Origin of the sequence: Dermabacter sp. (genome assembly GCF_032550575.1) — a bacterium.
Lineage (GTDB): Bacteria > Actinomycetota > Actinomycetes > Actinomycetales > Dermabacteraceae > Dermabacter > Dermabacter hominis.
The window spans coordinates 455,959-482,219 of the sequence record NZ_JAWFZC010000001.1 but is presented as its reverse complement, the minus strand read 5'-3'; the positions used below and the strand labels follow the sequence as shown (position 1 = coordinate 482,219).

Below are 26,261 nucleotides of genomic sequence, written 5' to 3'. Positions count from 1 at the left end.
CGCGATGGGTCTTTGAATGCTCTTTACATGAAATGTTGACCTGCCCACTGCTTCTTGTGGCCTTCAGCCCACCGCCGGGAAACTCCGCCAAAATGGGTGAGTACTGTTTTTGACAGCGTCGTAGACGTCGAATGAGCGAAAGGTCGTGTCCTCGTGCGAAAGTGGCTAGCGGGCGTCCTCATCCTCCTGGGTCTCGCGGGGCTTGCACTTGGATGGGCCGGCCAGACCGTGTGGGCGCCGAAAGGGAACCACACCGCGCGCGCGAGCTTTGAGAAGCCCGGTGCAGCCGTGGTGATCAATCCCGGTGTGCTGTATGTGGGTGGAAAGAAAGGCACCGTGACGATTACGTCGAGCGGTGACTACTACATGATTTCCGCCCCCGAGGGCACCGTAAAGAGCTACCTCGAAAACTCGAAATACACGGCAATTACGGGCGCATCGAACTGGGCAACGCTCGCGACGAGCACCGAAAATGCCGATAAGAAGGAGGGCACCGCCGGTATCCAGAACTCGGATCTGTGGACCGACATCAAGCCCAAGAAGACGGGCGAGTCCTTCACGATCGAAGACTGGTCGAAGGCGGAGCTCGACCCGAAGAAGCCGCAGCCGTATCGCGCAATCCTCCTCGCCAACGATGGCGATGCCTCGACCATCACGAAGGTGGAGATCACGTGGCCGACCAACGCCACGAACGCGTGGACGCCCTATGCGTACGCTGCCGGCGCAGTGCTGCTCATCATCGGCCTCGTGCTGCTTCTGATCGCGCTCACGTCGCGCTCGCGTTCCACACATGACGACGTGCTTGAAGAAATGATGAGTGAGCGTCAGGCCCGCCAGCAGGAGGAGGCAGGGGAGTCCGACGCTGGCTCCGCCGAGGTCGACGCGACAGACAACGACGACGCTGCGACGGCGCGAACCGACGCACAGAGCGACAACACGAGCCGCGAATCCGGTAGCGGCGAGAGCGACGAGGCGACAGAAGCCCCCGAAGGTAAGGGCTCCCGTCGTGCGCAGGCTGCCGTCGGAACCGCGAGCGTTTCCGAAACGGAACCGGCTACCGCGACAGAGCCCGTTGGCGACGCCGAGCCAGCCGAGCAAGCCGAGCCCGCACTGGGAGTGCCGCAGGAGACCGCAGACGCTCGCCCGGCTCACGACGACGTGGACACCCCCGTCACCGTCGCGTGTAAGGGACGCCGCCGCGGTACTCCCGACGATGTGACCGACCGACTCAAAGCGCTCGAACTTGAGAACCACGAGACGGGTGGCAGCGGCGTGAGCACTCGGCATGGGCGCAGGCGCGCCGCCGACGGTTCTGACGCCACGACAACAATGACCGACCCCATCGCGACGCGAATCGAGGAGGAACGATGACAGGACTTTCACGGCGCAGCCTCCTCGGGCTGACTGCACTCACTGCCGCAGGTGCGCTCACCGCGTGCGGAAGCGAAAAGAAACCGCCGAAGGTCGATCCCGGGCCGAAACTCGCGAGCCCGACCCCCGAACTCACGGGGACGAAACTCGGGGAGATTCTCACCCAATACGCGAAGGCGCTCGAAAAAGCCGATGCGGACAAAAACGCGGATCTTCTCGCCCCGCGTATTTCGGGAAGTGCCGCGGAATTTCGCCGCGCAACCTACGCGATCATCAGCAAAGTTCCCGAACATGAAAGCGCCCTCCAAAGGCCTAGCGACAAGCTCGTCGTGCCGATCGCCTCGACTTCGGAAGGCTTTCCCCGCTATGCCCTCGCGCTCGTGGACGATGCCGCAAACGCGGGCGAGGCACGCTTCTTCGTGGGACTTCAGCAGAAAGACGCTCGCTCCGACTACACCTCGTGGGGCTGGGCCCGCCAGGCTGCCGGTATCGAGATGCCGACCGTGCCGAGTGCCGAGGCCGGCACCACACAGGTCGACCTCGAGCAGCAGGGACTGGTGCTGACCCCCAAGGAAGCCCTCGCGAAGTATGCGGCTGTGCTTACGGACGGCCACGACAAAGCCGACCCGGACGATCTCATTAACGAGGACCCGTTCCAGCAGAGCGCCCACGCTGAAATCCAAGGGGAGCGCGCGCAAATGAACGAAGGCGTGGACTGGGATGAAGTCGCCTCAGTCCGCGAAGAATATGCGGTCAAAGACGGCGAGTTCCTCGGCCTCGCCACTGCCGAAGGCGGAGCCGTTGTCATGGGGACCATCACCTCGACTCGGCGCGTGAGCGTGAATTCCGGATCGATCTCCTACACGGAGGAGAACCTCTACACGAAGCTCGCGGGTACGAAGAAGTTCGAGAAGGAGCTCGTGCGTACCTACGGCACGACCGTACTCATGCACATTCCCGCGGCGGACTCCGGCGCCAAGATCCAGCCAATCGGGGCCTACAAGGTGCTCCTGTCGGTCTCCGGCAGCTGAGCGCCCCACGAAAGACTCGACAAAGGAGAAAACGATGACGAGCTCGTACGGCGTGATGGACTTCAACACGCTTAAAAAGGAAAACCAGACCGGCGGCACCTCCGATCCTCTCGAGGGCGAAGTCGCTGTCAATGAGGCGAACCTCGAGAGCCTCATCAAAGACTCCGATCAGCACCTCACGATCCTCTTTGTGACGAGCGCACGCGTCAACGGGGGAGCGGCCTTCACGGACGATCTACGTTCGGTTCTGGCTAAGCATGCTGGCACGATCCGTCTCGCGATCCTCGATGCGGATCAGCAGCCGCGCGTCGCGGCGGCACTTCGGATCCAGTCACTGCCCACGGCCGTGCTTCTCATGAAGGGACAGATCCAGCCGCTGTTCGAAGGCGTAGTCACGAAAGAGCAGCTTGCCCCCGTCATGGAGGAACTCGCGGGTCTCGCCGCGAAGGAAGGCATGCACACCGAGGCCCCGCGCGAGACTGCGGAGCAAGCCGCGCTGCCCGAAGCCCTTGAAAAGGCCTACACCGCGATGGAGAGCGGCGATATGGACGACGCCGAAACGGCCTTCACCACGTACCTCGACGAGCACCCCGGTGATTCGGAGGCGAAGAAGGGCCTCGCCGTGATTGCCCTTATGCGCCGTACGCAAAGCGTCGACCTTCAGGCCGGGCGCGAGGCCGCGGCCTCGCGCCCGAAGGACATCGACGCTCAACTCCTAGCCGCTGATCTCGACCTGCTTGGGGGACACGTCGATGATGCTTTCGCGCGCCTTCTGACGTCGTTCCGCGACACTCCCTCGGAGCGCGATCGCATCCGTGAGCGTCTGCTCGAGCTTTTCGACGTCGTAGGCGTCGAAGACGAGCGCGTGCTTCAGGCCCGCAAGAAGCTCAGCCGCCTCATGTTCTAAGGCACCAAGAGACCGGCAACGCCTGGAGAAGAGGCCTGCGCCCCTCGGGGAGCACAGGCCTCTTCCGTATCCGTCGACGCTACTGCTTTGCCGCGCGCTCCGGAACAAAGAACACCGCACCGAGCGGCGGAACGCTCAGGCGAACCGAGTAGTCGAGGCCGCCGTAGGGGACCGGCTCCGCCTGGACCCGGCCGAGGTTCCCCACGCCGCTGCCGCCATAAGCGAAAGCGTCGGAGTTGAGCACCTCGGCCCACGCGCCGCCCTCGGGAAGGCCGATCCGGAAGCCGCGCCACGGCTCGGGTGAGAAGTTGATGATTGCCACGACCGGATCGCCCTTGCGGTCAAAACGTGCGAACGCCACGAGGTTGTGGCCAGCGGCATCAGCATCAAGCCATCGGAAACCCGCACCCTCCTGATCGAGCTCGTACAGTGCCGGGTAGGTGCGCTGTACGCGGTTGAGGTCACGCACGAAATCGTTGACGCCCTGGTGGAGCGGGAAGTCAAGGAGCAAGAAGGGAAGTGCCTGGTTCTCGTTCCATTCCGTTCCCTGCGCGAAGTCGCAGCCCATGAACAGTAGCTGTTTGCCCGGGTGGGCCCACATGAGACTCAAGTAGGCGCGGAGGTTCGCGGCCTGCTGCCAGTCATCGCCGGGCGCCTTGCGCAGCAGCGGTGCCTTGCCGTGAACGACCTCGTCGTGAGAGATCGGCAGGATGAAGTTCTCCGAGTACTGATAGACCATCGCAAACGTCAGCTCGTGGTGGCGGTACTGGCGGTAAATCGGGTCTTGGCCAAGGTACTCGAGCGTGTCGTGCATAAAGCCCATGTTCCACTTGAACCCGAAGCCGAGGCCTCCCTGGTCGGTGGGCTTCGTGACTCCCGGGAATGAGGTCGATTCCTCCGCGATCATCGTGATGCCCGGGGCACGCTTATACGCGGTGGCGTTGACCTCCTTGAGGAAATCAATCGCTTCGAGGTTCTCGCGCCCACCGTATTGGTTCGGGATCCACTCGCCCTCGTTTCGCGAATAGTCGAGGTAGAGCATCGACGCGACGGCGTCGACGCGCAAACCGTCAACGTGGAATTCTTCGAGCCAGTAGCACGCGTTGGCAACGAGGAAGTTGCGCACTTCGGTGCGGCCGAGATCGAAAATGTAGGTGCCCCAATCGGGGTGCTCACCCTTGCGTGGATCGGCGTGTTCGTAAAGCGCGGTGCCATCGAAGCGACCGAGCGCCCACTCGTCCTTCGGGAAGTGAGCGGGAACCCAGTCCATGATGACCCCGATTCCTGCCTCGTGCAGAGCGTTGATGAGGTAGCGGAGATCGTCGGGGTGACCGAGGCGTGAGGTGGGCGCGTAGTAGCCCGTGACCTGGTAACCCCACGAGCCGCCGAAGGGGTGTTCAGCGAGCGGAAGGAACTCGACGTGCGTGTAGCCCATACCCTTGACGTACTTAACGAGGGGTTCGGCGATATCCCGGTAGGAGGCGAAGGGGCGCCACGAGGCGAGGTGAACCTCGTAGATCGACATTTGCGATTCGAGTGGATTCTTCGCGGCGCGCTCGGCGAGGAACGCATCGTCGCTCCATTCGAAATCTGATTCGACGACGACGCTGCCGGTCGCGGGCGGCACCTCGGCCAGGCGGGCCATCGGGTCAGCCTTTTCTCGCCACACCCTGTCGGCACCGAGGATGCGGAACTTGTAGACCGCGCCCGCGCGCACTCCGGGAAGGAAGATCTCCCACACGCCCGAATCGCCGAGCGATCGCATTGCCGTGCGTCGACCATTCCACCCGTTGAAGTCGCCGATCACCTGAACGGCAGCGGCGTTCGGTGCCCACACGGTGAAGCTGGTTCCCTGAATACCGTCGAGGGTGCGCACGTGCGCGCCGAGCGCACGCCAAAGCTCCTCGTGCCTCCCTTCGCGGATGAGATGCAGGTCGAAGTCGCTGATCGTCGGGAGGAAGCGGTAGGGCTCGTCCACGATTTCGGTGCCGCCACCGGGCCACGTCACGCGCAAGCGGTGCAGCACAATCGGGGAATCGGGAGCCTCGAAGGCGGCGCTAAAGATGCCGTCGTACTCGTGGTGCAGTTCGATCTCGAGGCGTTCGCCGTTCTCGAGACGAACAAGGGCCACAACCTGGTCGGCGAACGGTTTGAGCGTGCGAATCGTGTACCCACCCTCGTATTCGTGCAGGCCGAGGATCGAATGCGGCGAATAGTACGAACCGGTCGCGACTGAACCGAGTTCGTGTTCGCTTGCGGGCAGAAGGGGAAGTGGTGCGCTCATGTCTATCTCCTTTGGTGACGGCGCTCAGTAGCGAATAACACGAAGGATATGGGCAGGGCGGAAATCGGCGTTCAGCTCGACGTAGCTGTCGCGGTCCCACAGGAACTGCTCACCCGTGAGCAGGTCCTCGACCATGAAGTCGGAGTGGATGTTGAGCGCCTCGGTGTCGATGTGGACCCACGTTGACGTGCCCCCGTGTGTCTCGGTCATCGAGACGACGATGATCGTGTCGTCGAGCCCGCTTTCGGTGTCGCGCCCTTCGACGTGCTTGGAGAACACGAGTACACGGTCGTCGTCTGAGCCGTGGAAGCGGGTCGTCGTGAGGGTCTGGAGCGCGGGGTGGGCCTTGCGGATCTCGTTGAGCCGCGTGAGGAGCGGCTCGAGCGAGCGGCCGGAGCGGAGTGCGCCCTCGTAGTCGCGTGGCTTGTATTCGTACTTTTCGTTATCGATGTTCTCCTGTGCCCCCGGTCTCGGCTGGTGTTCGACAAGCTCGAAGCCCGAGTAGATTCCCCATGTGGGGGAGAGTGTGGCCGCGAGGATCGCGCGGAGGCGGAATGCGTTCCAGCCGCCGTCGGACATAAAAGGCGTCAAAATGTCGTGGGTCGTGGGCCAAAAACTCGGCCGCATGTAGTGGGCCGCGGCCTTGAGTTCCTCCATGTATTCGCGAAGTTCTTCGGGACTGTGGCGCCACGCGAAGTACGTGTAGGACTGGTGGTAGCCGACCTTGGCGAGCGTGTGCATCATCGCCGGCTTCGTGAAGGCCTCGGCGAGGAAGAGCACCTCGGGGTGGGTTTCGCGGAACTCGGCGAGCAGCTCCTCCCAAAAGCGCACCGGCTTCGTGTGCGGGTTGTCGACGCGAAAGAGCGTGACGCCGTGCGAAATCCAGTATTCGAGGACGTCGCGAATCGCCTCGTACAGACCGCGATAGTCGGTATCGAAACTCAAGGGGTAGATGTCCTGATACTTCTTCGGTGGGTTCTCGGCGTACGCGATCGTGCCGTCAGCGCGAACGACGAACCATTCGGGGTGCTCCTTGACCCACGGGTGATCGGGGGAGCACTGGAGCGCGATATCGAGGGCTACTTCGAGGCCGAGGCTTTTCGCGTGCGCGACGAAGCGGTCGAAGTCCTCGATCGTGCCGAGGTCCGGGTGAATGGCGTCGTGGCCACCGTCGGGTGAGCCGATCGCGTAGGGCGATCCGGGATCGCCCTCGAGCGCGGTGAGCGTGTTGTTGCGCCCTTTGCGGTGCGTTGTGCCGATGGGGTGGATGGGAGTGAGGTAGGCGACGTCGAAGCCCATGCGCTTGATGCGATCAAGCTGGGGGAGTGAGCTTTCGAGCGTGCCGGATACCCAGCCACCCTGTTCAGGGTCGAAGTGCGCGCCTTCGGACCGCGGGAAGAACTCGTACCAGGAGCCATACAGTGCACGTTCGCGCTCGACTCTCACGGCAATTTTTTTGGAACGCGTGGGCCAGCGGCGTAGGGGGTATTCGGTCATCGCCTCGTGCATGTCGGCGGCGAGGGCCGGGGCGATGCGGGCCGACGGTTGCAGGCTCGTATTGGTGAGAGCGTCGATCGCTGCTTCGAGACGGGCCCTGTGCGTTTTGGGTCGTTTTTTCTTGAGGATCTCGGCGAGCGCAGCCCTGAGCACGATCACGCCTTCGGCGCACATGAGTTCTTCGTCGACGCCAGCGGCGATTTTGACTTCGGCGTTGTGGGCCCACGTGAGGTAGGGGGCATCGAAGGCCTCGACCCTGTACGACCATTCGCCTTCACGATCGGGGCGGAAGCTGCCCTCCCAGTGGTCGAGTCCAGGATTCGTGCACGTCATCGGGGAGCGAACCGTGTCGCCCTCGGGATTCGTCACGAGGAGCTGCACGCCCATCTGGTCGTGGCCCTCGCGAAAGCTCGTGGCATGAACGCGCACGCGCTCGCCCACGACCGCTTTGACGGGGAAGCGACCGCCGTCGACGTTCGGTGAGACAGAGGTGATCGGGATTCGCCCGATCCCGGTGGTCATCGCTGCTTTCGCCTTCGTGGCCATGGTGCCTCCCAATCTCGGCATGGTCGTGATCTGCGCCTCAAAGTTTATCGGGGTGCGCTGGGAGATTGTCTGCACTTTCGTCTCGAGAGGCGGGCGATCGCCAACCGTCGGATTGCACGACGACGACCGTTGGTCCGTCGAGGTGGAGGCTCTCGTTCGCCCGGTCGAGACGTGCGCCTCCGAGCGAAGAGTCCAGTGCGATGCTGAGCGGACCGGCACCCCAAGCGCTCGCGGGCAAGCGCACCTCTCGAGGTCCCTGTTCGTTACTCATCACCACGATGGTGAGGCCGTCGTGGTTGGGGATCGCGATGCTCAAGTGGCGTCGTTCGGGGTTGAACCAATCGGCGTGGCTCATGGCCGAGGCATCGCCCTTGAGCCACCTGATGCCTCCCGGCTCGCGATCCTCGAGGCTAGCGTCGTCGAAGAAGGTGGAGGGGCGAAGGGAACTGAGGGCGCGCCGAGCGGCGATCGCTGCTTTTGTGAAGGCGAGGTGGCGTTCAATGCGCTCGCTCGAGTCCCACGAAAGCCACGTGAGAGGACCGTCGTGGCAATACGCGTTGTTGTTTCCCTCTTGGGTCCGCAAGCGTTCGTCACCCGCGGTGATCATAGGAACGCCAGCGCTCGTGAGGAGCGTTGCGAGGAGGTTGCGGGCGCTTCGATCGCGCACGGCCTCGAGCGCCGCATCGGGACCCTCCGTGCCGTGGTGGAAGGAGCGGTTGTTCTCGGTGCCATCGCGGCCGTCCTCGCCGTTGGCGAGGTTGTGCTTGTCGTTGTAGGTCGTGAGGTCAGTGAGCGTGAAGCCATCGTGGGCGGTCACGAAGTTGATCGACGCGAGCGGCGAGCGCATCGACCGACCCTCGGGTAGATCGTGCGGATCGGCGCGTCGAAAAATATCTGCGGAGCCCGCAAACCGAGTGGCGAGATCGCGAATATAGGGGTGCTGCGGCGCGCCGTTCTCGCTCAGCTCGCGGGTGCTCGAGAGCCAAAAGCCTCGAATGTCGTCGCGGTAGGAGTCGTTCCATTCACTCATGCCCGCCGGGAAGTTGCCCGTTTGCCACCCGAAGCTGCCCACGTCCCACGGCTCGGCGACGAGCTTGATGCCCGCGAGCGCGGGGTCGGTGCGCATGGCGGTCAGAAGAGGGTGCTGTGCATCGAAGCCGTGCTCACCACGTGCGAGGGTGGTGGCGAGATCGAAGCGGAACCCGTCGACTCCCACGGTGTTTGCCCAGAACCTCAGCGAGCGCATGACGAGGTCCACGACGTAGGGGCTTCGCGCGTCGAGGGTATTGCCCGTGCCGGTGAAGTCGGCGAGGTGGCCCGAGTCCTGCCAGTAATATTCGCGCGCGTCAAGCCCGCGGAAGGACACGCACGGACCGTCTTTAGCGCCTTCAGCCGTGTGGTTGTAGACGACATCGAGGATGACCTCGACGCCGGCGGCGTGAAGCGCGTTGATCATGTCCTGGACTTCGGCGAGGACTGCGCTCGGGCCCTCGTCACGTGCGGCCTGGGTGGCGTAGCGCGGATTGGGGGCGAAGAAACTGAGGGTGTTGTAGCCCCAGTAGTTGCTCAGCCCGAGGCGCGTGAGGTGGACTTCGTCGAGGGCCGCGTGGATCGGCAGCAGCTCGATCGCCGTGATGCCCAGCTCGCGCAGGTAGGCGATGGAGGCCTCGTGGGCGAGGCCCGCGTAGGTGCCGCGAAGCTCGGGTGGAACATCCGGGTTGAGCTTCGAGAAGCCGCGGACGTGCGCTTCGTAGATGATGGTGTCCCGAAGTGGGGTGCGGGGGCGCAGCGCGGGGTCGAAGCGGTCGGGATTGACGCGCGTGACGACGGAGTGGATCGCTGAGTCGGCGTTATCATGCGGATCGCGCTCGAGGGGCTGCGTGGGTCGAAGTGCCGAATCGACGGTGTGGGCGAACATCGATTCGAGGAGCGCCGAGGCATGATCGATGCCGTGCCCGTACGGATCGACGAGTACCTTGTTGGGATTGAATACGAGGCCGAGTTCGGGCGCCCAAGGACCGTAGGCGCGTAGTCCGTAGTGGGTCCCTTCGGTGAGGCCATCGACGGCTCCCCAGTGCACGCCCGCGTCGACGTGGGGGAGCGGGATGCGGCGCTCGCGGCCTGCGTCGAATATGCACAGCTCAATCCGTTCGGCGCGCGGGGCAGGGATCGAATACGTTCCGACGCCTGCCTCGTTCACGGTGAGACCGGGCGTCGTTGGTGGAGGGGGGACAGTCACGCACACATTGTTTCAGAGATCTGGCGTTTGCCGTGTTTTTGACGTGGCGTCGAGTCCGGTTCGGTATTGTCATGCCGTAGTGCGCGCGCTCGCGCACGTGTGACCGATCGGGAAGCGGCAAAAGAGGTACGTGCATGAGTATGAATGGTCAGGCGCCTTCGCCTCGTCCGGTGGGGCAGGGGCCCTCCCGTACGCGGACGTTCCAACCGGAAAGCCCCGTGCTCGGCCCCGCTGAGCGGGAACGGGCGGCGCATATTGTCGCGAGTATCGCCGAGGTGTTCGGCACGCGGGTCGTCGGCCAGGAGCGTCTGCGGCTCGCGCTTCTCACAAGCCTCGCCGCCGGTGGTCACGTGCTGCTCGAGTCTGTGCCCGGTCTCGCGAAGACAACTGCCGCGCAGGCGCTCGCGAGCGCGATCGGCGGCTCGTTCCGCCGAATCCAGTGCACGCCCGACCTCATGCCGAACGACATTATCGGTACGCAGATCTTCAACTATGGCACCGGTGAGTTCACGACCCAGCTTGGCCCGGTGCACGCGAACATCGTCCTTCTCGACGAGATCAATCGCTCGAGCGCAAAGACCCAGTCGGCGATGCTCGAAGCGATGCAGGAGCGTCAGACGTCAATCGGCGGTGAGGTCTATCCACTCCCGCACCCGTTCATGGTGCTCGCGACCCAGAACCCCATCGAGGAAGAGGGCACCTACGTGCTGCCCGAAGCCCAGATGGACCGCTTCCTCATGAAGGAAATTCTCACGTATCCCAAGCCCGCGGAAGAGCATGAGATTCTCGATCGCTCGACCTCGGGCACGCTCGCTGCGCCAAAGAGCACGAGGCCGAGCGTGAGCCTCGAGGACATCGAGTTCCTTCAGCGTGCGGTCGACCGCGTGTATGTGGATGCCGCGGTCAAGCGCTACATCATCGACCTCGTGTTCTCGACCCGCGGCTCGGGCCCGCGCCCGATTCAAAACATCACCCAATCGGTGCGCGTCGGTGCTTCGCCGCGTGGTTCGCTCGCACTCATGCGCGTCGCGCAGGCCCACGCGCTCGTCGAAGGACGCGACTACGCTACCCCCGACGACGTGAGGGCCCTGCGCTACTCGGTGTTGCGCCACCGACTCGTGATGACCTTCGACGCACTCGCGAGCGGAATTACGCCCGAGACGATCATCGACGCGGTGTTCTCCGCGGTTCCGCTTCCGTAGGAGCCGCTTTGGCGTCGCTTCTAACAAAGGTCAAGGCCAAGATAGAAATCACGACCACCAAGAAGGTGCGTGGTCTTATCTCGGGTCGCGGGCGCTCCCTGTTTAAAGGCAGCGGCGAAGACTTCGACGACCTCAAGTACTACCAGCCCGGCGACAAAATCTCCGATATCGACTGGAAGGCGACCGCGCGAAGCGGCGAGCCGCTCATCCGCCAATTCAACGAGGAGCGCGTACGCTACCTGTGCGTCATCGGCGATACGTCGGGTGCGATGGCAGCGAGCGCCGCCGACGGAACCTCCAAGCGCGACGCCCTCGTGACCGCCGCGGGCCTGCTGTGCTACCTCGCCCACTCCAACGGCGATCTCGTGGGACTCGTTGCGGGGACCCCGGGCGATCAGCTCCAGCTTCCTGCGCGCAGCTCGCGCGGCCACCTCGAACTCCTCCTCAGAACTCTCCAGAAGAACACCGTCCTCGGCGGGGCCCCCGCGAATGTTGAATGGGCACTCACGCGGGCCCTCAGGCTCACGCGTCGCTCAAGTCTCATGCTCCTCATCACCGACGAGGCGAACCCCGGACCAGAATGTGAAGGGGCTCTTCGACGTCTCATGACGCGCCACGACGTGCTGGTCGTGCGCATCCGCGACGCCGACCCGCTCGGGCGCCTGGACCTCGATGCCGCACTCATCGACCCCGGCTACCCGCGCGAAATCCTTCGCCACACGCGCACGGTCGCGGCCGTGCAAAAGGAAGCAGACGCGTTTCGCGAGAAGCGCGAAGCTGACATCACGGCGATGCTCGACTCCCTCGGGATCGTCCACACCCTTACCGACGGCGACTCTCAGATCGTTGACGACATGATCGCGATGTTTCGCAGACAGGGGGCACGTAATGGACGGCCTTGAGATCATCGACCCGCCGCAGTATTCGATTGCGTGGCTCATCCTCGCGGTGCTGTGCGCGCTCGTCATCATCGCGCTCATCACGACCCTTGTGAAGCTCACCCGCTGGCTCGTTGAGCGACGCGCCTACGCGAAGCGCCCCGGCGCAACTGACGCCCTCAAAGCCGAATTCCTCCGCTCGATCAACGCTCTCGGGGAAGCCGTCGACGCAGGCGAGAAGAGCGCGCGCGAGGGACATCGCGATCTCGAAGCCATCCTGCGTGTCTTTGTTCTTCGCAGCGAGGGGCTCGATATTCGCCAAGAACCCGTCGAACGGATTCAGGCCGACCCGCGCACGCAGACCGTCGGAAATCTCCTCGCCCGCACCCACGAAGCAGGCTATGCCCGCGACAGTCGCACGCGCCTTTCCGAAAGTCTGCACGCGGCTAGAGGGGTGGTGCGCGCATGGTCATGAGTTTCTGGTGGGTGAGCTGCCTCCTCCTGATCGCGGGCCTCATCGCGTGGGCCTTCGCCTATCTCAACCGCCGTGCCGTGCGTAATCGCGCGCTGTTCGTCGCGAACACGAGCTACCTCGACCACCTACCGAGCGTGCGGCGCGCACAAAAAACCTCGCGCGTTCTGCGCCTCGTGAGCGTCGCGCTCGCGGGCATACTCGTGCTGTCCGGGGCCCTCCTTTCCGGGCGCCTCGCAAGCGAACGCGTTGAAACCCCGTCATTCAAGAACCGCGACATCGTGCTGTGCCTCGATATTTCCGGCTCGATGCTCCCCTTCGACCGTGAAATTCTCGAAAGCTACCTCGAGCTTGTCGATGGCTTCAAGGGAGAGCGCGTCGGGCTGTCGATCTTTAACTCGAACTCGCGCACGGTCTTCCCGCTCACGAATGACTACGGTCTGATCCGACGCGAGCTCAAGCGGGGGATCGAAGCTCTCAACTACAATCCCGTCGCCCACAGGCTCGGCACGGCCCAGTACAGCGATGAGGACATCCAGAAGTTTTGGGACTACGTGGGCGGCACCTACTCGGAGACCTACCCGCCCTCGCTTATTGGTAACGGCGTCGCCTCGTGCGGTCAGTTGTTCGACCACGCGGAAGAGGAACGCTCGCGCTTCGTAGTCCTCGCAACGGATAACGAACCGGGCGGCACCGGCATTTACGAACTCCCCGGAGCCGTCGACACCCTGATCGAGCGCGACATCACGATGTGGACCTTCTATCCGGGGGCGTCGGCCTGCCAGGGGCACTGCGCGGATGAACTCAAAAGCGAGACAGAACGATCGGGCGGTGGCTTCTCGGCCTCGTCTGACCCGGGGGCGATTCCAGCGATTATCGCCCAGATTCAAAAGGCACAGGCGCGCGACATGGGCGCGATTGCGCGAGTCATCCGCACTGACCATCCCGCCATGTTTTTCGGGCTCTGCCTCGCAATGCTGATCGGAGTGGTCGTCGTAGGGTGGAGGCAGCGATGAATTTTGGACTGCATCCCCTCATGCCGTGGTGGGCTATCGCCCTCATTTTCGTTCCGCTCGCGGTCACGTGCGCCGTGCTCCTCGGGGTGCGCAAGGGGGCGCGTCTCGACTGGTTGCGGCGCCTGCTTATGGTGCTCGTTCTCGCCGTCGTGGCTCTGCGGCCCGTGACGGGCGATGAAACGCTGAGCACCCAGCGCCTCAATGCGAACGTGATCTTCGTTGTGGACCTCACGGGCTCGATGAACGCCGAAGATTACGACGGCTCGAAGCCGCGCCTCGAGGGGGCCAAAGCCGACATGGCTCGGATCATGGAGGGCCTCAAAGGAGCGCGTTTTTCAATCCTCACGTTTGATTCGAGTGCCTCTGCGCAGCTTCCGCTCACGACCGATTCAGGCGCGGTCAAGTCGTGGATCGACACGGCACGCACCGAAACAACCGCTTACTCGCGAGGATCGAACGTTGACCGCCCGCGAGGCGCCCTCCAGAAGCTCGTGGATCAAACCAAAAAGGAAGACCCTGAATCGCGCGTCATCGTGTACTTCTTGAGCGATGGCGAAAACACCGACCAGAAGGAATCCGAGCCCTTCGGGGCGCTCGGCGGAAAGCTCGACAGCGGCGCAGTGCTCGGATACGGCACCGCCGCGGGCGGCCCCATGAAAACCGTAGGTGGTGAGCATGACGGCGAATACATCAAGGACCCTGCGGGCGGTCGGGGACTTTCAAAAATCGATGAAAAGAACCTCCAGTTCATCGCGCAGCAAATGGGCGTTGCCTACGTCCACCGCACCGGTGGCGAGGATGGAGCAACCCTCGAGAAAACGTGGAAGGACCTCAAACTCACGTTCATCGACTCGACGGAGGAGCAACCCACGCCTAGCTTTGAGGATTGGTACTGGATCGCCTCGATCCTCCTCACGCTCCTGGCGGTGTGGGAGCTTGTCACTCTCACTCTGCGCCTGCCCAAGCCCCTGTCTCGCGCGGACGTCGCGCGTGCCGGAAGGAGATAGCCATGTCGAAAGGCTCGCACGACCAGAGGCTTACGGTGCGAGAGCGCTTCGGCCTTCGCCGCTCGGCGCGAAAAGGGCGCGGCTTCGGAATTGATCGCGGGCGCTTTCTTACCCTGCGGGTGATCGGCACATTTCTGATCGCGATCCCCGTTCTCCTCCTTTTCGCGGGTATCGTGCGCTTCGTCTCGATGCCGCTCACCCAGGCGTGGGCTCTGGGAGCGTATTCGAACGAGCAGTACGAAGATACGCGCGACCGTCTCGGTCCCGTCGAAAAGCTCAACCTTTTCGAGCCCTACCTTCCGCATCTCACGAAAGGCACAGCGTTCCTGCGCGAAAACAAGTTCCCCGAGGCGCGCGGAGAGCTTGAAAAGGCGTTGAGCGAGTGGACGACGGGGAAGGACCTCAACAAACCACCGCATGCCGAGTGCAAGATCCGCAACAACCTCGCGGTCGCGATGGCTGGAGAAGCGAAGGCTATTGAAGACCCGAATGAGCGCGCGGACCTTCTGTATAGGGCCGAAGAGATCCTCGAGCCGTGCCAAAACGGGGGAAGCTCCTCGGATTCCAACGAAGATAAGGAATCGACCGGGAAAACGGGCAAGCAGATCGAGGAAGAGCGGAAGGAAGCCGACCGCGAAGCTGGGAACGAGGAGCGCGAGGGGCCCAGCGACAAAGGGAAAAACGACGAGGAAAACCCCGAAAACGATCCCAAGAAGAATGACCCGAAGGGGAAGGGGAACGAGGGCCACACCCCTACGCCCGATCCCGAGGAGCAAAAGAAACAGGAGGAGCTCAAGAAGCAGAACGGCGGCGATGACCCCTCGAACGGCGAGGGAGACGAAGACGGCAAGGGCGACGACAAGGGAGTAACGAAACCATGGTAGGAACTCGCGTGTATTTGGATCACGCTGCGACAACGGCAATCCGCCCAAGCGCGCTCGACGCGTACGCGCAGGCCGCCCGCACCCTCGGCAACCCCTCGAGCCAGCACGCCTCGGGGCGCCGCGTGCGCGGGATTTTCGACGACGCCGTCGCGGAGATCGCGGATGTCCTTGGCGTTCCGCGCAGCTGGATCATCATGACCTCCGGTGGCACGGAGGCCGACAATCTCGCCCTTCGCGGGATCGGAGGGCGCGTCGTTGGGCTTGCGACGGATCACCCCGCGGTCGTGGATACGGTGCGTGCGCTTGGCGGGGATCTCGCGCCGGTGGATTCCGACGGCTGCCTCGATCTCGCCGCGACCGAGCAGCTCCTGGCGCCTTCCGAGGGGCGAGACTCTGCCGCTCTCGTGAGCGCGGCCCTCGTGAATAACGAGACTGGAGTCATCCAGGACCTCGAGGCGCTTTCCGAGCTCGCCTCTCGCTATGGCGCCGTCGTCCACACCGACGCGGTGCAGGCCATGGCACACATGGCGCCACCGGACTTTGCGAAGGTGCCGCTGTGCTCGATTACGGGCCACAAGATCGGCGCTCCCGTGGGCGCGGGCCTGCTCGTCGCCGACCCGTCGATCAAGCTGTCGGCATTCGGCACAGGTGGCGGGCAGCAGCGCGGTATTCGTTCAGGCACGCTCGATGCGCCCCACGCTGCCGCGCTCGCGGCGGCACTTCGCGAGAGCGCCGAGGAGCGCCAGTCACAAGGCGAAGAAAGGGAGGCGCTTGCCGGGTATTTGCGTGAGAGCATCCGCCAGATCGATCCCCGCGCCCATTTCACGGCCGAGAACGCCCCGCGTTCTGCGCACGTCGTGCACGTGTGCTTCGAGGGCGCCGACCAGGACGCGATCTTGTTCCTCCTCGACCAGGAAGGCATCGACTGCTCGGCGGGATCGGCCTGCCACGCTGGCGTCACGCAGGCCTCCCACGTGCTCAGCGCAATGGGGTACTCGGAGACCCGGATGCGCGGCGCTATCCGGTTCTCACTCGGGTGGACGAGCACGAGAGCGGATGTCGAGGCGCTCGTACGCGTCCTCCCGGGGGTTCTCGAGCAGGCGCGAGCGGTCGCGTCGAACCGCTGATTCTTTCGTGAGATGCCCCGCGCACATCGTGTGTGCGGGGCTTTCGCTTTGTACAGTGGAGGCGTTTGCAACGCATGCGAGTGAAAGGCGCGAGGTGAAGGTTCTTGCCGCGATGAGTGGCGGTGTCGATTCGGCTGTGGCTGCGGCGCTCGCCGTTGAGCAGGGCCACGATGTCGTGGGTGTGCATATGGCGCTGTCGAAAAACCGCGAACAGACCCGCAACGGTTCGCGCGGGTGCTGCACGGTCGAAGACGCTTCGGATGCCCGCCGCGCGGCGGATCATATTGGGATTCCGTATTACGTGTGGGACCTCTCTAACGACTTCCACGACCTCGTGGTGGAGGATTTCCTTTCGGAGTACTCGCGCGGCCGCACCCCGAATCCATGCGTGCGCTGTAACGAGCGGATCAAGTTTGCGGCGCTCATGGACCGCGCTCGTCTGCTTGGATTCGATGCTGTGTGCACGGGCCACTATGCCTCGATTAGGAACGAGGGCCCGAAAGGGGCGCGCTCGCTCCACAGGAGCGCGAACATGCTCAAGGACCAGAGCTACGTGCTTGCGGTGATGGGGCCCGAAGGGCTTGCGCGCTCGGTGTTCCCGCTCGGAGACTTCGCCGATAAGGCCCAGGTGCGTGCCGAGGCGGATCGGCGTGGGCTCGGCGTCGGCCACAAGCCTGATAGCTACGACATTTGTTTTATCCCCGACGGGGACACGCGTGGTTTCCTCGAGCGTGAGCTCGGTGAGCAGCCCGGGGAGATCGTTGATACGGACGGTCGGGTGCTCGGCGAGCACTCGGGCACGTACGGCTTTACCGTGGGGCAGCGTAAAGGGCTCAACCTGGGCCGACCAGCCGCCGATGGCAAGCCGCGCTATGTACTCGACGTCAAGCCCGAGACGCGTCAGGTCGTCGTGGGGGCCGCCGAACTGCTCTCGACGCGCACGCTCATCGCGAGCGATGTGGTGCCGTTCGAGGATCTTGATAAGGGCCGCGAAGTTGAGGCGCAGATTCGCGCACACGGCGAGGCGATAGGGGGCGTCATTACGAGTGTCGAGGCCGGCCGGGAGGGCGAGGCAGAAATCGCCTCTGTCAGTGTCGAGCTTGCTCGACCGATCCGCGGGGTCGCGCCCGGTCAAACCCTCGTGCTGTACGCGGGCGACCGCGTGCTCGCCTCGGCAACTCTCGACGCGCGCGCATGACAGCACACGGGGGAGCGCCCGATTCGCTCGTGACGATTTTTTCCGACGGCACCCTCGCTCTCACCGAGTCCGCCGCGGACATTGATGGTGGCCGCCTCCTCGGTCGATTGACGCGGATGCGCTCCCTTCTCGGTTCGAGTCCTGAGGCGGGTCTCGGGGTGGAGCCCTCGCTCGCGCTCGGAGGCGAGGACTCCTTCGATCACGTTCTTCCGGCGAGCCTCGCGATGCTGCCGGTGTCGGGAGACCTCGCCCCGTACGGTTGGCGGATCGGCCCGGGCGAAGGCGCACGATGGCGCGCCAACCGCGATGCGGCCTTTGCGCGCCTCGACGCGGCTCGCCTCGCATTTTTCGAGTATGAGGGGCCGTTGAGCCTTGTGCGCCTCGGGCCCGTGTCGTGCGCCTCTTCGGTGTTTATGGCTTCCGGCGAGCTCGCGCTCGCCGATGCGGGGCTCGTGCGGGAGCTTCCCACCCTCATTGCCGAGGGCATCGGCTCCGAGGTTTCCGTGCTTCGCGAACGCGTATCTGGCGCACGGCCGCGCGTCATGCTCGATGAGCGAGGAGCACTTCGGGCCGTTGAGGGGCGTGTGCGTACCGCCTCCGGTTATCGTTTCCACCGCGCCATAGGCCGTACGGGGCTCACCGATCTTTTTTCGGCCTGCATAACCGGGGCCGCCGAGCGGGGGATTGGAACGGAAGAACTCACGCTCGCCGTTGACGCGCGAGTGGGGATCGTGCGTGCGGCCCTCGATGCGGGGGTGCGTAGTATCGCCCTCGATCCACTCTCGAGAGACCTCGCGGCCGTTGGTGGTGCGTGGGAGGCGCTTGCCGACGCCCGAGAAAGAGGCGTCGAGATTCGCTTCCTGGCGACGGCGGGCGCGGTCGAGAGATCGATGAGGCACGTCCTTGCCGCGTGGAACGAGCTTGGCTACGCCGCTCGCGAGGCTCGCGGCTTCGCATTCGCGGTTACGCGGCGACGGGCGGCCGACCCCGCGCGTGAAAATGGCGCGTCGGCCTTCGTGCGCCCGTGCGACATGGACGAAATCATGCACGCCGCGCCGGGCCTTGCCGAACGCGTGAGCGACTAGGGCGATTAAGCGAGAAAGACGCCCCGCTACTTCGAGCTCGTACGCGGTAGAAGCAGCCACGCGAGCGCTCCGAAAACAGCGAGGATCGCGACGAGGATCATGACGCTCGGGATTGCTTCCGGGCGCATGAAGGCGACTGGAACGAGGGCGATTGCAATGAGCGCCGCGGCGAGACCGAGTACGAGGCTCAGCGCGCCGACGACGCGAATCAGGGCCTTCGTGCTCGTTCGCCCGTGGGCGGGCGAACGCGCGGCGAGTGCCCACAGGGAATGCGACGCGAGCACAAGGATCGCGAAGGCGATTGCCGGTGCGAGCGAAAGCGGAGGCGAGGCCCACAGAGCGAAGATCCACACCGCGAACGTGACGAGTCCCGCCTCTGATCCCGGCTGGGCTAGTTGAAGAAGGTTGAGTACGGCGAGCGCGATAAACGGCAGTATGATCCCCATCGTGAGAGGTGCCGTAAAACCAGTCGTTGCACCCGCCGCGACGACGAGCGCAGCGGCGATTTGCGCGGCGAGCGCGCCGATCCTCGCGCACCACTGAGTGGGAGAGACGGCCCGAACGAGGTCGAAAGCATCGAGAAGATGATCGGTGAGGGAACGGATCACAGAGCCTCCTCGAGGCGGCGCACGGGAATCCCGCGTCGTTCAAGATCGGCGATGACGAAGCGCCTCTCAAATCCGCGAATAACCCATGCCTCGTCCCACAGATGAGTGTCCTCGATCCCGTCGATGCGGCGCATGGGAGCACCCGTGAGGCGCGCGGTATTCGTGAGTTCTGCGGGAAGTGTGTCGATGATTGTGAGGTTCGCGCCGATCGTGCGTAGAAGGCCAATCTGCCCGATGAACTCTTCGCTCAGGAGGGGAGTGCACGCGATGGTGAGTGTGCCGGAGCGGATGCGCGGGGCCCGACGTAAACGAGGAGACACGGACTTGTCGCGCGATACGGCCGAAAGCGCTTCGAGGATGCGTCGCATGTGACGCTCGCCCGTGCCGAAGGGGATCGACCCGATTAACGCTCCCGCATCGTGCAGGCCCACGCGGTCGCCGAGCGAGAGGTAGTGACGCGCGAGCACCGTCGCGGCTTCAACACTCATATCGAGACTCGAGGCGCGGCCATCCCCGGGCTCGGCACCGATCGGCCGGATATCGGCCATCGTGTCGACGACGATGAGGACGTCCGTGTCTCGTTCGGAAAAGGTCTCGTTCGTGTGCAGTACTCCCCGGCGTGAGGTCACGCGCCAGTTGATTGTTTTGAGTCGATCGCCCGCGCGGTAGGGGCGGATGTCGGCGAGCGCCGTCCCCTCACCTTTCGTGCGGGAAGTATGGGGACCGCTCACACCGAGGACGCGCTCAAGGGGAAGGGGGCGAGGCTTCGCCGTTGCACTCGCGACGGCAGAAACGTTGCGCGCTGCGTGGTGCCGGTGGCGTCGGAACGCCCCGAGCGCATCGGTTTCTTGCACGGTGAACGGGCCGAACTCGTGCGTGCCCCACACCCGGGGCGTCGCCCGAACCCACGTACTTTCGAGACCCGTGATGACCGCCCATCGAGGCGAATACTCGAGCCCGCTGTTCATGTGGACGCCCACGGTCACGAGTGTTCCGCGAGCACCGCGAGCGATCGCCGTGACGCTCTCACCCTCGTTGACTTTGGCTTCCGCGGCCTCGAGCGTTGCCGGCTTCGCCTCGCTCGGCCGCATGATGTGGGCGACCGCAATCCAGGCAACGAGCGCACACCCAGCAAGGAGGGCGTCGAGGCGTGAGCCGAGCACGCCGTACAGGATGAACGCCGCGGCTGCGAGTACCGCGCGCGTGTAGGCCTGGGTTGTACGCATTCTCAAGCGGCAGCTTCGGGGGCGGGAACGCGCGTGAGAATCGAGTCGATCACGCTCGCGGGTGAAATGTTCTGGAGCCACAGTTCGGGCCGGATCACAACGCGGTGCTCGAGGCACGCGTGGGCCAAAGTCTTGATGTCTTCAGGAATCACGAATTCGCGGCCCTGGATGAGCGCGAGCGCGCGTGCGCACTGAATGAGCGCGAGCGAGCCGCGAGGCGAAGACCCCATCGCGGTCTCGCTGTGCTCTCGCGTTTCGCGCACGAGCGCGACGGCGTAGCGGCCAACGGCCTCGCTCACGTGAATTGTTTCGACTGAGCGCTGCAGCTTTTCGAGTTCGCCCGCCTGGAGCACGCGCTCGACGTCGATGCTCTCCTCGCGGCGCTCGATTCGGCGTGCGATGACATCCCATTCGTCGTCGGCGCTCGGGTAGCCGAAGGTCAGTCGCATGAGGAAACGGTCGAGTTGGGCCTCGGGCAGGGGATAGGTCCCTTCGGTTTCGACGGGATTGGCGGTTGCGAGCACGTGAAATGGGCGCGGGAGTGCGTGCGTCGTGCCCTCGATACTCACCTGGCGTTCCTGCATCGCCTCGAGGAGCGCAGCCTGAGTTTTGGGAGGCGTGCGGTTGATTTCATCGGCAAGGAGGAGCCCCGTGAATACCGGACCTGGCCGAAACTCAAACTCGTTCGTTTTTTGATTGAACACCTCGGAGCCCGTGAGATCGGCAGGCAGGAGGTCGGGCGTGAACTGGGCGCGGCGAAACTCGAGTCCAAGAGCGAGAGCGAACGAGTGGGCCGTGAGCGTTTTGCCGAGGCCCGGGTAGTCCTCGAGGAGGACGTGTCCGCCCGCGTAGATGCCCGCGAGGAGCTTCGTGAGCGCTTCGCGCTTACCGACGATCGCGCGCTCTGTCTCGTCGAGGATGCGCGTGCTGAGTGCGGCGGCCTCGCTCGGGGTGAAGGTGTCGGTCATGGCCTCTCCTTGACGTGGGGTGCGGGGGCGATCAGTCGTGCGTATGCACTCTCGAGGTCGCGCAGCGCTGCGACGAGGCCGCGACGTGTGAGGCGGACCTGCGTCGTGCGCGGTCGAGGGGCATAGGCGGGGGAGTGGGCAGCGTCGCTCTCTTCCGCACAGGCGATAATGTCCGACGTTTGCTGCGACAGCACGAGGTTTTCCCCGCGCGTGGCAGCGAGGGTCTCGAGTTCGTGAGCGATGCCCGCGAGGTACGTTGCGGGAAGGCGCGGGCCTTGCCGCTTTGTCTCGATTGTGCGGTAGAGGTCATCCTCGATGCGGCGCACGCGGCGATCCTTTGCTGCTTCGAGCTCGGGTGCTGCGCGATAGAGGACTCGCGGAAACTCGGGAGCCTCGCTTCCGGTGAGTCCCGTGGCATTGAGCTCCCTCGCGAGCAGTGCGCCGAGGGTAAAGATAAGCGCGTAGGCGAGGTTGAGGCGGATATCGACGAGGTGCAGCGCGAGGACGATTGCCGTCGTCACCGCCGTCACGGCGAAGGTGAGCACGAGACGTTTCATGAACGTGCGCCTCCCTTGCGGGCCGTGTCCAATTCGCCGCTCAAGGCACGGAGCAAGTCTCGTGCCTCGTTGAGGCTGGCGGGGCGAGTTTCTGCGCTCGAGTAGCGTTCGGTTCGGTAGAGCTCCCCAAGGCGCGCGAGGCGAGAGTTATCGAGTCCAGCGGAGCCGACGACGCGCTCGACAAACTCGCTTGAGGTTTCGTAGGAATAGCGACCATAACCCTCTTCCGTGAGGCGGGCTTCGATCGCGAGCCATGCCGCGACAATGGCGTTGCCGTCGACCGCACTCCTCTCAAGGGCTTGCGCCGCGGCCTGGAGAGAGGCCGCGACAGCGGAGGCTTCGACTTCGCTCGGCGCGTCCCCACTTTCGCTTTGAGGAGTGAGTGTTCGCCGCGTCCTAAGCGCGCGTAGCCCTACCCGCACACAAATGATGAGTAAGCACAGCCCTGCAAGCGCGAGTAGCGCCCACACGATGATCTCGAGGGTCGGGCCGAGGGGATTGGGGCCCTCGGGTTGATACTGCTCGAACCCCGCGGAGATTTCCGTATTGACGTGTGCCTTCTGGTCAGTCGCGCTCTCCTGCGGGAGGACATCGAGGGCCGAGGGGCCGGCGCCGATGTCCACGAGGGGAGGCATGTGCGCGGCCGTTGCACATCCGAAGAGGAGAGCGCAAACGATCGCGATGAGCGCAGGAAGAACCCGCTCAACTTTCATCGCGAATCTCCCTTCACTCCGGGCCTCGTGATTCGTGCGCGGCGCGGCGTTCTTTGTCCCGAAATCCTATACCGGAGCCCTGAAGGGGATTCTCGCACCGGCGATCGTGTGAAAAGCTTGAGGGGGAAACGCACGCGAGAGAGACACGCGAGGAGAGGCGATGAACCACAACGGCTGGGCCTTTGACGATGACGCGCCCCTGACGGCGCGTCTCACGACTGCCTTCGCCTTCACCGCGGCCGCGGGCCTCTCCGTTCTCTTCACGATCGTGTGGCTTCTCAAAGATGGCTTGAGCGCCGACATCTCGCTCGGCGGGCTCATCGCCCCGCTCATGCTCGGAATGTTCATCGCGGTCGCCGGTGCAGTGTATGACGCGACGCGTCGGCGTTTGCCGTTTGCATGGATGTGCGTTGTTGTCGCCGCGAGCATTCTTGCGCTTGCCCTCGCGGGCGCGACTGTTTTCGAGCTCTTGACCGACCAGCGGTATGAGCTTTCGCCGTTCGTCTATCTCATTGGCGTGCCCGTGTATGGCGCTCTCGCGTGGGCCGTGCTCGCTCTCTGGCCCGCGCCAAAGAAGCAAGAGTCGCGACTCTTCGGCTCGGGTGAGGATCGGGGCGACTGGCGCGAAGAATTCATTCGTGCCGCTCGCGAGCGCGGGGACCTCACCGAAAAACGCATCGAGGAGCTCGCAGACGACGCATACGCCCGTGCCGAATCTGCACACCGAAGCGTGGGGGAGGAGTGCGGCGATCCCGTGCGATACGCGCGTAACCTCCCGAAGGATCGCGCGACGGTCGCAAAACGCAAGCTTTTCTTCCAGCTTGCACTCATGGTGCTCGCTGGCATCCTCCTGGCCTTGGACATAAGCGGAGAGCGACAGAGTTCCTTTGGCATCGGAGCGCTCGTGCTGTGGCTCGCCATCTTTGCGGTGGGTGCAGTCTCCTCGTTCTTCCTGTGGCGAAAAGCGAAGCGCGAGCAGGAAGGCGAAGCGGAGCGGCCCGTAGACTGAACGCGTGAGTACCGAGCAGACACCGAGCACGACCGCCTCAGACAGCTCCGCAGCCGCTGACCTCGCCGAGATGACCGCGCTCGAGGCTGAGGGCCGCATTCTTGAGCTGCGCGAACGCCTCGCAGAGGCGCGCGTCGAATACTACGAGAACGACGCGCCGATCATGGCCGACGGCGAATACGACGCCCTCGAACGCGAGCTCAAGAGTCTCGAGGAGGAGTTTCCCGAGTTTGCGAGCGAGGAGTCACCCACCCGGACCGTGGGCGGCGCGGTTGCCCAGGGATTCGCCTCGGTTCCTCACATCGAGCGCATGATGAGCCTCGACAACGCCTTCAGCCTCGACGAGATTCGCGAGTGGGCGAAGCGCTGCCAGGAGGACGCGCCCGGAACGCCCCAGTTCCTGACGGAACTCAAGATTGACGGCCTCGCCATTTCGCTCGTGTACGAAAACGGCACACTCGTGCGCGGCGTGACGCGCGGCGACGGTCGCGTTGGCGAGGACGTCACCGCGAATGTCAAGACGATCCGCAACGTGCCGCACACTCTGAGCACTGAAAAGCCGCCTACGCTTCTCGAAGTGCGCGGCGAGGTGTTCTTCCCGGTCGACGAGTTCGAAAAACTCAATGAGGAGCGCCGCGAGGCGGGGCTTCGCGAGTTCGCGAACCCTCGCAACACCGCCGCGGGATCGCTTCGCCAGAAGGACTCCTCCATCACCGCCTCACGCGCCCTCGAGGTGTACGTCCACGGGATCGGTGCGCACGAAGGCGCCGTCGGATACCCCGAGAGCCAAAGTGAGGTCTACGAGATGCTTGCCTCGTGGGGCCTTCCCACTTCTCCTCACTTCGAGGTGCTCGACTCGCTCGAGCAGGTCACGCAGTATATCGAACGGGCGGGGCGCAAGCGCCACGACTTCGAGCACAACATCGACGGCATCGTCATCAAGATCAACGACTTCGCTCATCAGCGTGCTCTTGGAGCAACGTCTAGGGCACCGCGCTGGGCCATCGCCTACAAGTACCCGCCCGAAGAGGTCACGACAAAGCTGCTCGACATTCAGGTTGACGTGGGCCGAACTGGCCGCGTGACCCCCTTCGGTGTCATGGAACCCGTCAAGGTCGCGGGCTCGACGGTTGCGCGTGCGACGCTCCACAACCAATTCGATGTCGAACGAAAGGGCGTGCTGATCGGCGATACGGTCATCCTGCGCAAGGCCGGCGATGTGATCCCCGAGATCCTTGGCCCGGTCGAAAAGCTCCGCGACGGAACCGAAAAACCGTTCGTCATGCCGAAGAACTGCCCGAGCTGTGGAGCAGAGATTCGGCCGGAAAAAGAGGGCGATAAAGACTGGCGTTGCCCCAACCAGAAGGATTGCCCCTCCCAGGTCACCGGTCGCATCGCGCACGCCGCGAGCCGCGGTGCCTTTGACATCGAAGCGCTTGGTGACGAGTCCGCGATCGCCCTCACCGATCCCGATAAGCGCCGCGCCGAAGCCCTCGCCTCTCTCAAGGCCGGCCACGTGCTCTACCTGCCGGTGCTTACGGAAGAGGATTTCCACAGCGAAGCGTTTGTGACACTCAAGAACGGAGTTGCCACCGATGATGCGGACGGCGTCCCGATGCTCCGCATCACCGACCCCGACGATCCCCGCATCCCCGCACCACGCTCAGGCGTCGTGCGCACAGGCGCGAATCTGTTTGATCTCACGCCCGAGGACCTGCGCGAGGTCACGGTCTACCAGAGCGTGCGCCGCGATGGTGAGGAAACGGGTGATTGGCGCACCGTGAGCGCCTTTTGGAACCGCCCGCAGTGGCGCTACTACAAGTCCAGAAAATCCTGGAGCCTCGTGAAGCCGGCGACCGTCGGAAAAACCACCGAAGTGCTCATGAGCGAACTCGACAAGGCGAAATCGGCAGGTCTCTGGCGGGTGCTTGTCGCCCTCTCGATCCGCCACGTGGGTCCGACGGCCGCCCGCGCTCTCGCGACGGCCTGGGGATCTATCGACGCGATCGCGAACGCAAGCGTCGAGGAACTGGCCAAAACCGATGGCGTCGGCGAGACGATCGCGACGAGCGTCGCGGCGTTCTTCCAGGAGGAATGGCACGCCGAGCTCGTCGAGGCGTGGAAGCGCTCGGGCGTTGTCGTTGTCGACGAATCGACGAGCGGAATCGAAAAGACGCTCGAAGGGCTCACGATCGTTGTCACCGGCTCTCTCGAGGGGTACACGCGCGATGGCGCGAAAGAGGCGATCCTCCAGCGAGGCGGCAAGGCATCCGGAAGCGTCTCGAAGAAGACGAACTACGTCGTCGTTGGCGGGAATGCGGGCTCGAAGGCCGCCAAGGCAGAGCAGCTTGGCATCCCGATTCTCGATGAGGAAGGTTTCACATCGCTTCTCGAGGGTGGAGAAAACGCCCTGCCGTAGCGCCTAGAATGGGCGGC

At 64.1% G+C, this 26,261-nt stretch carries 22 protein-coding genes; 14 read left to right on the top strand and 8 right to left on the bottom strand.

What is annotated here, in order from left to right; all coding sequences use genetic code 11:
• Nucleotides 1–153 precede the first annotated feature (153 nt).
• Genes E6X30_RS02180 through E6X30_RS02170 form a run of 3 tightly spaced genes read left to right on the top strand, consistent with a single transcriptional unit; the run spans nucleotide 154 to nucleotide 3,309 of the window.
• Nucleotides 154–1,371, top strand: a complete 1,218-nt coding sequence (locus E6X30_RS02180) for a hypothetical protein (protein WP_316335653.1) — start codon at nucleotides 154–156, stop codon at nucleotides 1,369–1,371.
• Nucleotides 1,368–2,402: a hypothetical protein gene (locus E6X30_RS02175; protein ID WP_070458336.1), complete on the top strand. Its 1,035-nt coding sequence runs from the start codon at nucleotides 1,368–1,370 to the stop codon at nucleotides 2,400–2,402. The genes E6X30_RS02180 and E6X30_RS02175 overlap by 4 nt, the downstream gene beginning before the upstream one ends.
• A gap of 34 nt (nucleotides 2,403–2,436) precedes the next feature.
• Nucleotides 2,437–3,309: a tetratricopeptide repeat protein gene (locus tag E6X30_RS02170; protein ID WP_316335652.1), complete on the top strand. Its 873-nt coding sequence runs from the start codon at nucleotides 2,437–2,439 to the stop codon at nucleotides 3,307–3,309.
• A gap of 79 nt (nucleotides 3,310–3,388) precedes the next feature.
• Here E6X30_RS02170 and glgB read toward each other — a convergent pair whose 3' ends face one another.
• Genes glgB through glgX form a run of 3 tightly spaced genes read right to left on the bottom strand, consistent with a single transcriptional unit; the run spans nucleotide 3,389 to nucleotide 9,875 of the window.
• Nucleotides 3,389–5,593 carry a 1,4-alpha-glucan branching protein GlgB gene (gene glgB / locus E6X30_RS02165; RefSeq protein ID WP_316335651.1) on the bottom strand — a complete coding sequence of 735 codons (2,205 nt, stop codon included), beginning with the start codon at nucleotides 5,591–5,593 and terminating at the stop codon, nucleotides 3,389–3,391.
• A 24-nt stretch (nucleotides 5,594–5,617) separates the two neighbouring features.
• On the bottom strand, nucleotides 5,618–7,636 hold the full coding sequence (locus E6X30_RS02160) for an alpha-1,4-glucan--maltose-1-phosphate maltosyltransferase (protein ID WP_316335650.1): 2,019 nt from the start codon (nucleotides 7,634–7,636) through the stop codon (nucleotides 5,618–5,620).
• Between the two features lie 37 nt (nucleotides 7,637–7,673).
• A complete protein-coding gene (glgX, locus tag E6X30_RS02155; protein WP_084813960.1) occupies nucleotides 7,674–9,875 on the bottom strand; it encodes a glycogen debranching protein GlgX in 2,202 nt (733 codons plus the stop codon).
• A 134-nt stretch (nucleotides 9,876–10,009) separates the two neighbouring features.
• Here glgX and E6X30_RS02150 point away from each other — a divergent pair, with 134 nt between their 5' ends.
• The 9 genes from E6X30_RS02150 to E6X30_RS02110 all read left to right on the top strand — a co-directional run bounded on the left by E6X30_RS02150 (nucleotide 10,010) and on the right by E6X30_RS02110 (nucleotide 18,744).
• Complete coding sequence (locus E6X30_RS02150; protein WP_070436178.1) at nucleotides 10,010–11,077, top strand: MoxR family ATPase; 1,068 nt, start codon at nucleotides 10,010–10,012, stop codon at nucleotides 11,075–11,077.
• An 8-nt stretch (nucleotides 11,078–11,085) separates the two neighbouring features.
• Complete coding sequence (locus E6X30_RS02145; protein WP_016664799.1) at nucleotides 11,086–11,979, top strand: DUF58 domain-containing protein; 894 nt, start codon at nucleotides 11,086–11,088, stop codon at nucleotides 11,977–11,979.
• Complete coding sequence (locus tag E6X30_RS02140) at nucleotides 11,966–12,430, top strand: hypothetical protein (protein WP_061211714.1); 465 nt, start codon at nucleotides 11,966–11,968, stop codon at nucleotides 12,428–12,430. The genes E6X30_RS02145 and E6X30_RS02140 overlap by 14 nt, the downstream gene beginning before the upstream one ends.
• The gene (locus tag E6X30_RS02135) at nucleotides 12,427–13,443 is read left to right on the top strand and encodes a VWA domain-containing protein (protein ID WP_316335649.1); all 1,017 of its coding nucleotides are present in this window, start codon (nucleotides 12,427–12,429) and stop codon (nucleotides 13,441–13,443) included. The genes E6X30_RS02140 and E6X30_RS02135 overlap by 4 nt, the downstream gene beginning before the upstream one ends.
• Nucleotides 13,440–14,450: a VWA domain-containing protein gene (locus tag E6X30_RS02130; protein WP_096882803.1), complete on the top strand. Its 1,011-nt coding sequence runs from the start codon at nucleotides 13,440–13,442 to the stop codon at nucleotides 14,448–14,450. Before E6X30_RS02135 ends, E6X30_RS02130 begins: the two co-directional genes overlap by 4 nt.
• A 2-nt stretch (nucleotides 14,451–14,452) precedes the next feature.
• Nucleotides 14,453–15,334 carry a hypothetical protein gene (locus E6X30_RS02125; RefSeq protein ID WP_096882804.1) on the top strand — a complete coding sequence of 294 codons (882 nt, stop codon included), beginning with the start codon at nucleotides 14,453–14,455 and terminating at the stop codon, nucleotides 15,332–15,334.
• Entirely contained in the window at nucleotides 15,328–16,461 is a 1,134-nt protein-coding gene (locus tag E6X30_RS02120; RefSeq protein WP_316335648.1) for a cysteine desulfurase family protein, read from the top strand. The genes E6X30_RS02125 and E6X30_RS02120 overlap by 7 nt, the downstream gene beginning before the upstream one ends.
• A gap of 94 nt (nucleotides 16,462–16,555) precedes the next feature.
• Nucleotides 16,556–17,659 (top strand): tRNA 2-thiouridine(34) synthase MnmA, encoded by a 1,104-nt coding sequence (gene mnmA, locus E6X30_RS02115; protein WP_070458369.1) that lies wholly within the window; start codon nucleotides 16,556–16,558, stop codon nucleotides 17,657–17,659.
• Nucleotides 17,656–18,744, top strand: coding sequence for a hypothetical protein (locus E6X30_RS02110; protein WP_016664792.1), 1,089 nt, complete (start codon nucleotides 17,656–17,658; stop codon nucleotides 18,742–18,744). The genes mnmA and E6X30_RS02110 overlap by 4 nt, the downstream gene beginning before the upstream one ends.
• 26 nt (nucleotides 18,745–18,770) lie before the next feature.
• On the opposite strand, the gene E6X30_RS02105 is transcribed toward E6X30_RS02110, so the two are convergent.
• From E6X30_RS02105 to E6X30_RS02085, 5 genes are read right to left on the bottom strand one after another with little or no spacing between them, the layout of a single operon-like run.
• A complete protein-coding gene (locus E6X30_RS02105; protein ID WP_316335647.1) occupies nucleotides 18,771–19,352 on the bottom strand; it encodes a hypothetical protein in 582 nt (193 codons plus the stop codon).
• Nucleotides 19,349–20,578 carry a DUF58 domain-containing protein gene (locus E6X30_RS02100; protein ID WP_016664790.1) on the bottom strand — a complete coding sequence of 410 codons (1,230 nt, stop codon included), beginning with the start codon at nucleotides 20,576–20,578 and terminating at the stop codon, nucleotides 19,349–19,351. Before E6X30_RS02100 ends, E6X30_RS02105 begins: the two co-directional genes overlap by 4 nt.
• A gap of 2 nt (nucleotides 20,579–20,580) precedes the next feature.
• Nucleotides 20,581–21,546 carry a MoxR family ATPase gene (locus E6X30_RS02095; protein WP_016664789.1) on the bottom strand — a complete coding sequence of 322 codons (966 nt, stop codon included), beginning with the start codon at nucleotides 21,544–21,546 and terminating at the stop codon, nucleotides 20,581–20,583.
• Nucleotides 21,543–22,103: a hypothetical protein gene (locus E6X30_RS02090; RefSeq protein WP_016664788.1), complete on the bottom strand. Its 561-nt coding sequence runs from the start codon at nucleotides 22,101–22,103 to the stop codon at nucleotides 21,543–21,545. The genes E6X30_RS02095 and E6X30_RS02090 overlap by 4 nt, the downstream gene beginning before the upstream one ends.
• A complete protein-coding gene (locus tag E6X30_RS02085) occupies nucleotides 22,100–22,816 on the bottom strand; it encodes a DUF4129 domain-containing protein (RefSeq protein WP_016664787.1) in 717 nt (238 codons plus the stop codon). Before E6X30_RS02085 ends, E6X30_RS02090 begins: the two co-directional genes overlap by 4 nt.
• 160 nt (nucleotides 22,817–22,976) lie before the next feature.
• Between E6X30_RS02085 and E6X30_RS02080 the strand changes: the two genes are divergently transcribed.
• Both E6X30_RS02080 and ligA read left to right on the top strand, forming a co-directional pair.
• Complete coding sequence (locus tag E6X30_RS02080; RefSeq protein ID WP_316335646.1) at nucleotides 22,977–23,825, top strand: hypothetical protein; 849 nt, start codon at nucleotides 22,977–22,979, stop codon at nucleotides 23,823–23,825.
• A 4-nt stretch (nucleotides 23,826–23,829) separates the two neighbouring features.
• On the top strand, nucleotides 23,830–26,244 hold the full coding sequence (ligA, locus tag E6X30_RS02075) for an NAD-dependent DNA ligase LigA (protein WP_396334962.1): 2,415 nt from the start codon (nucleotides 23,830–23,832) through the stop codon (nucleotides 26,242–26,244).
• Nucleotides 26,245–26,261: the final 17 nt, after the last annotated feature.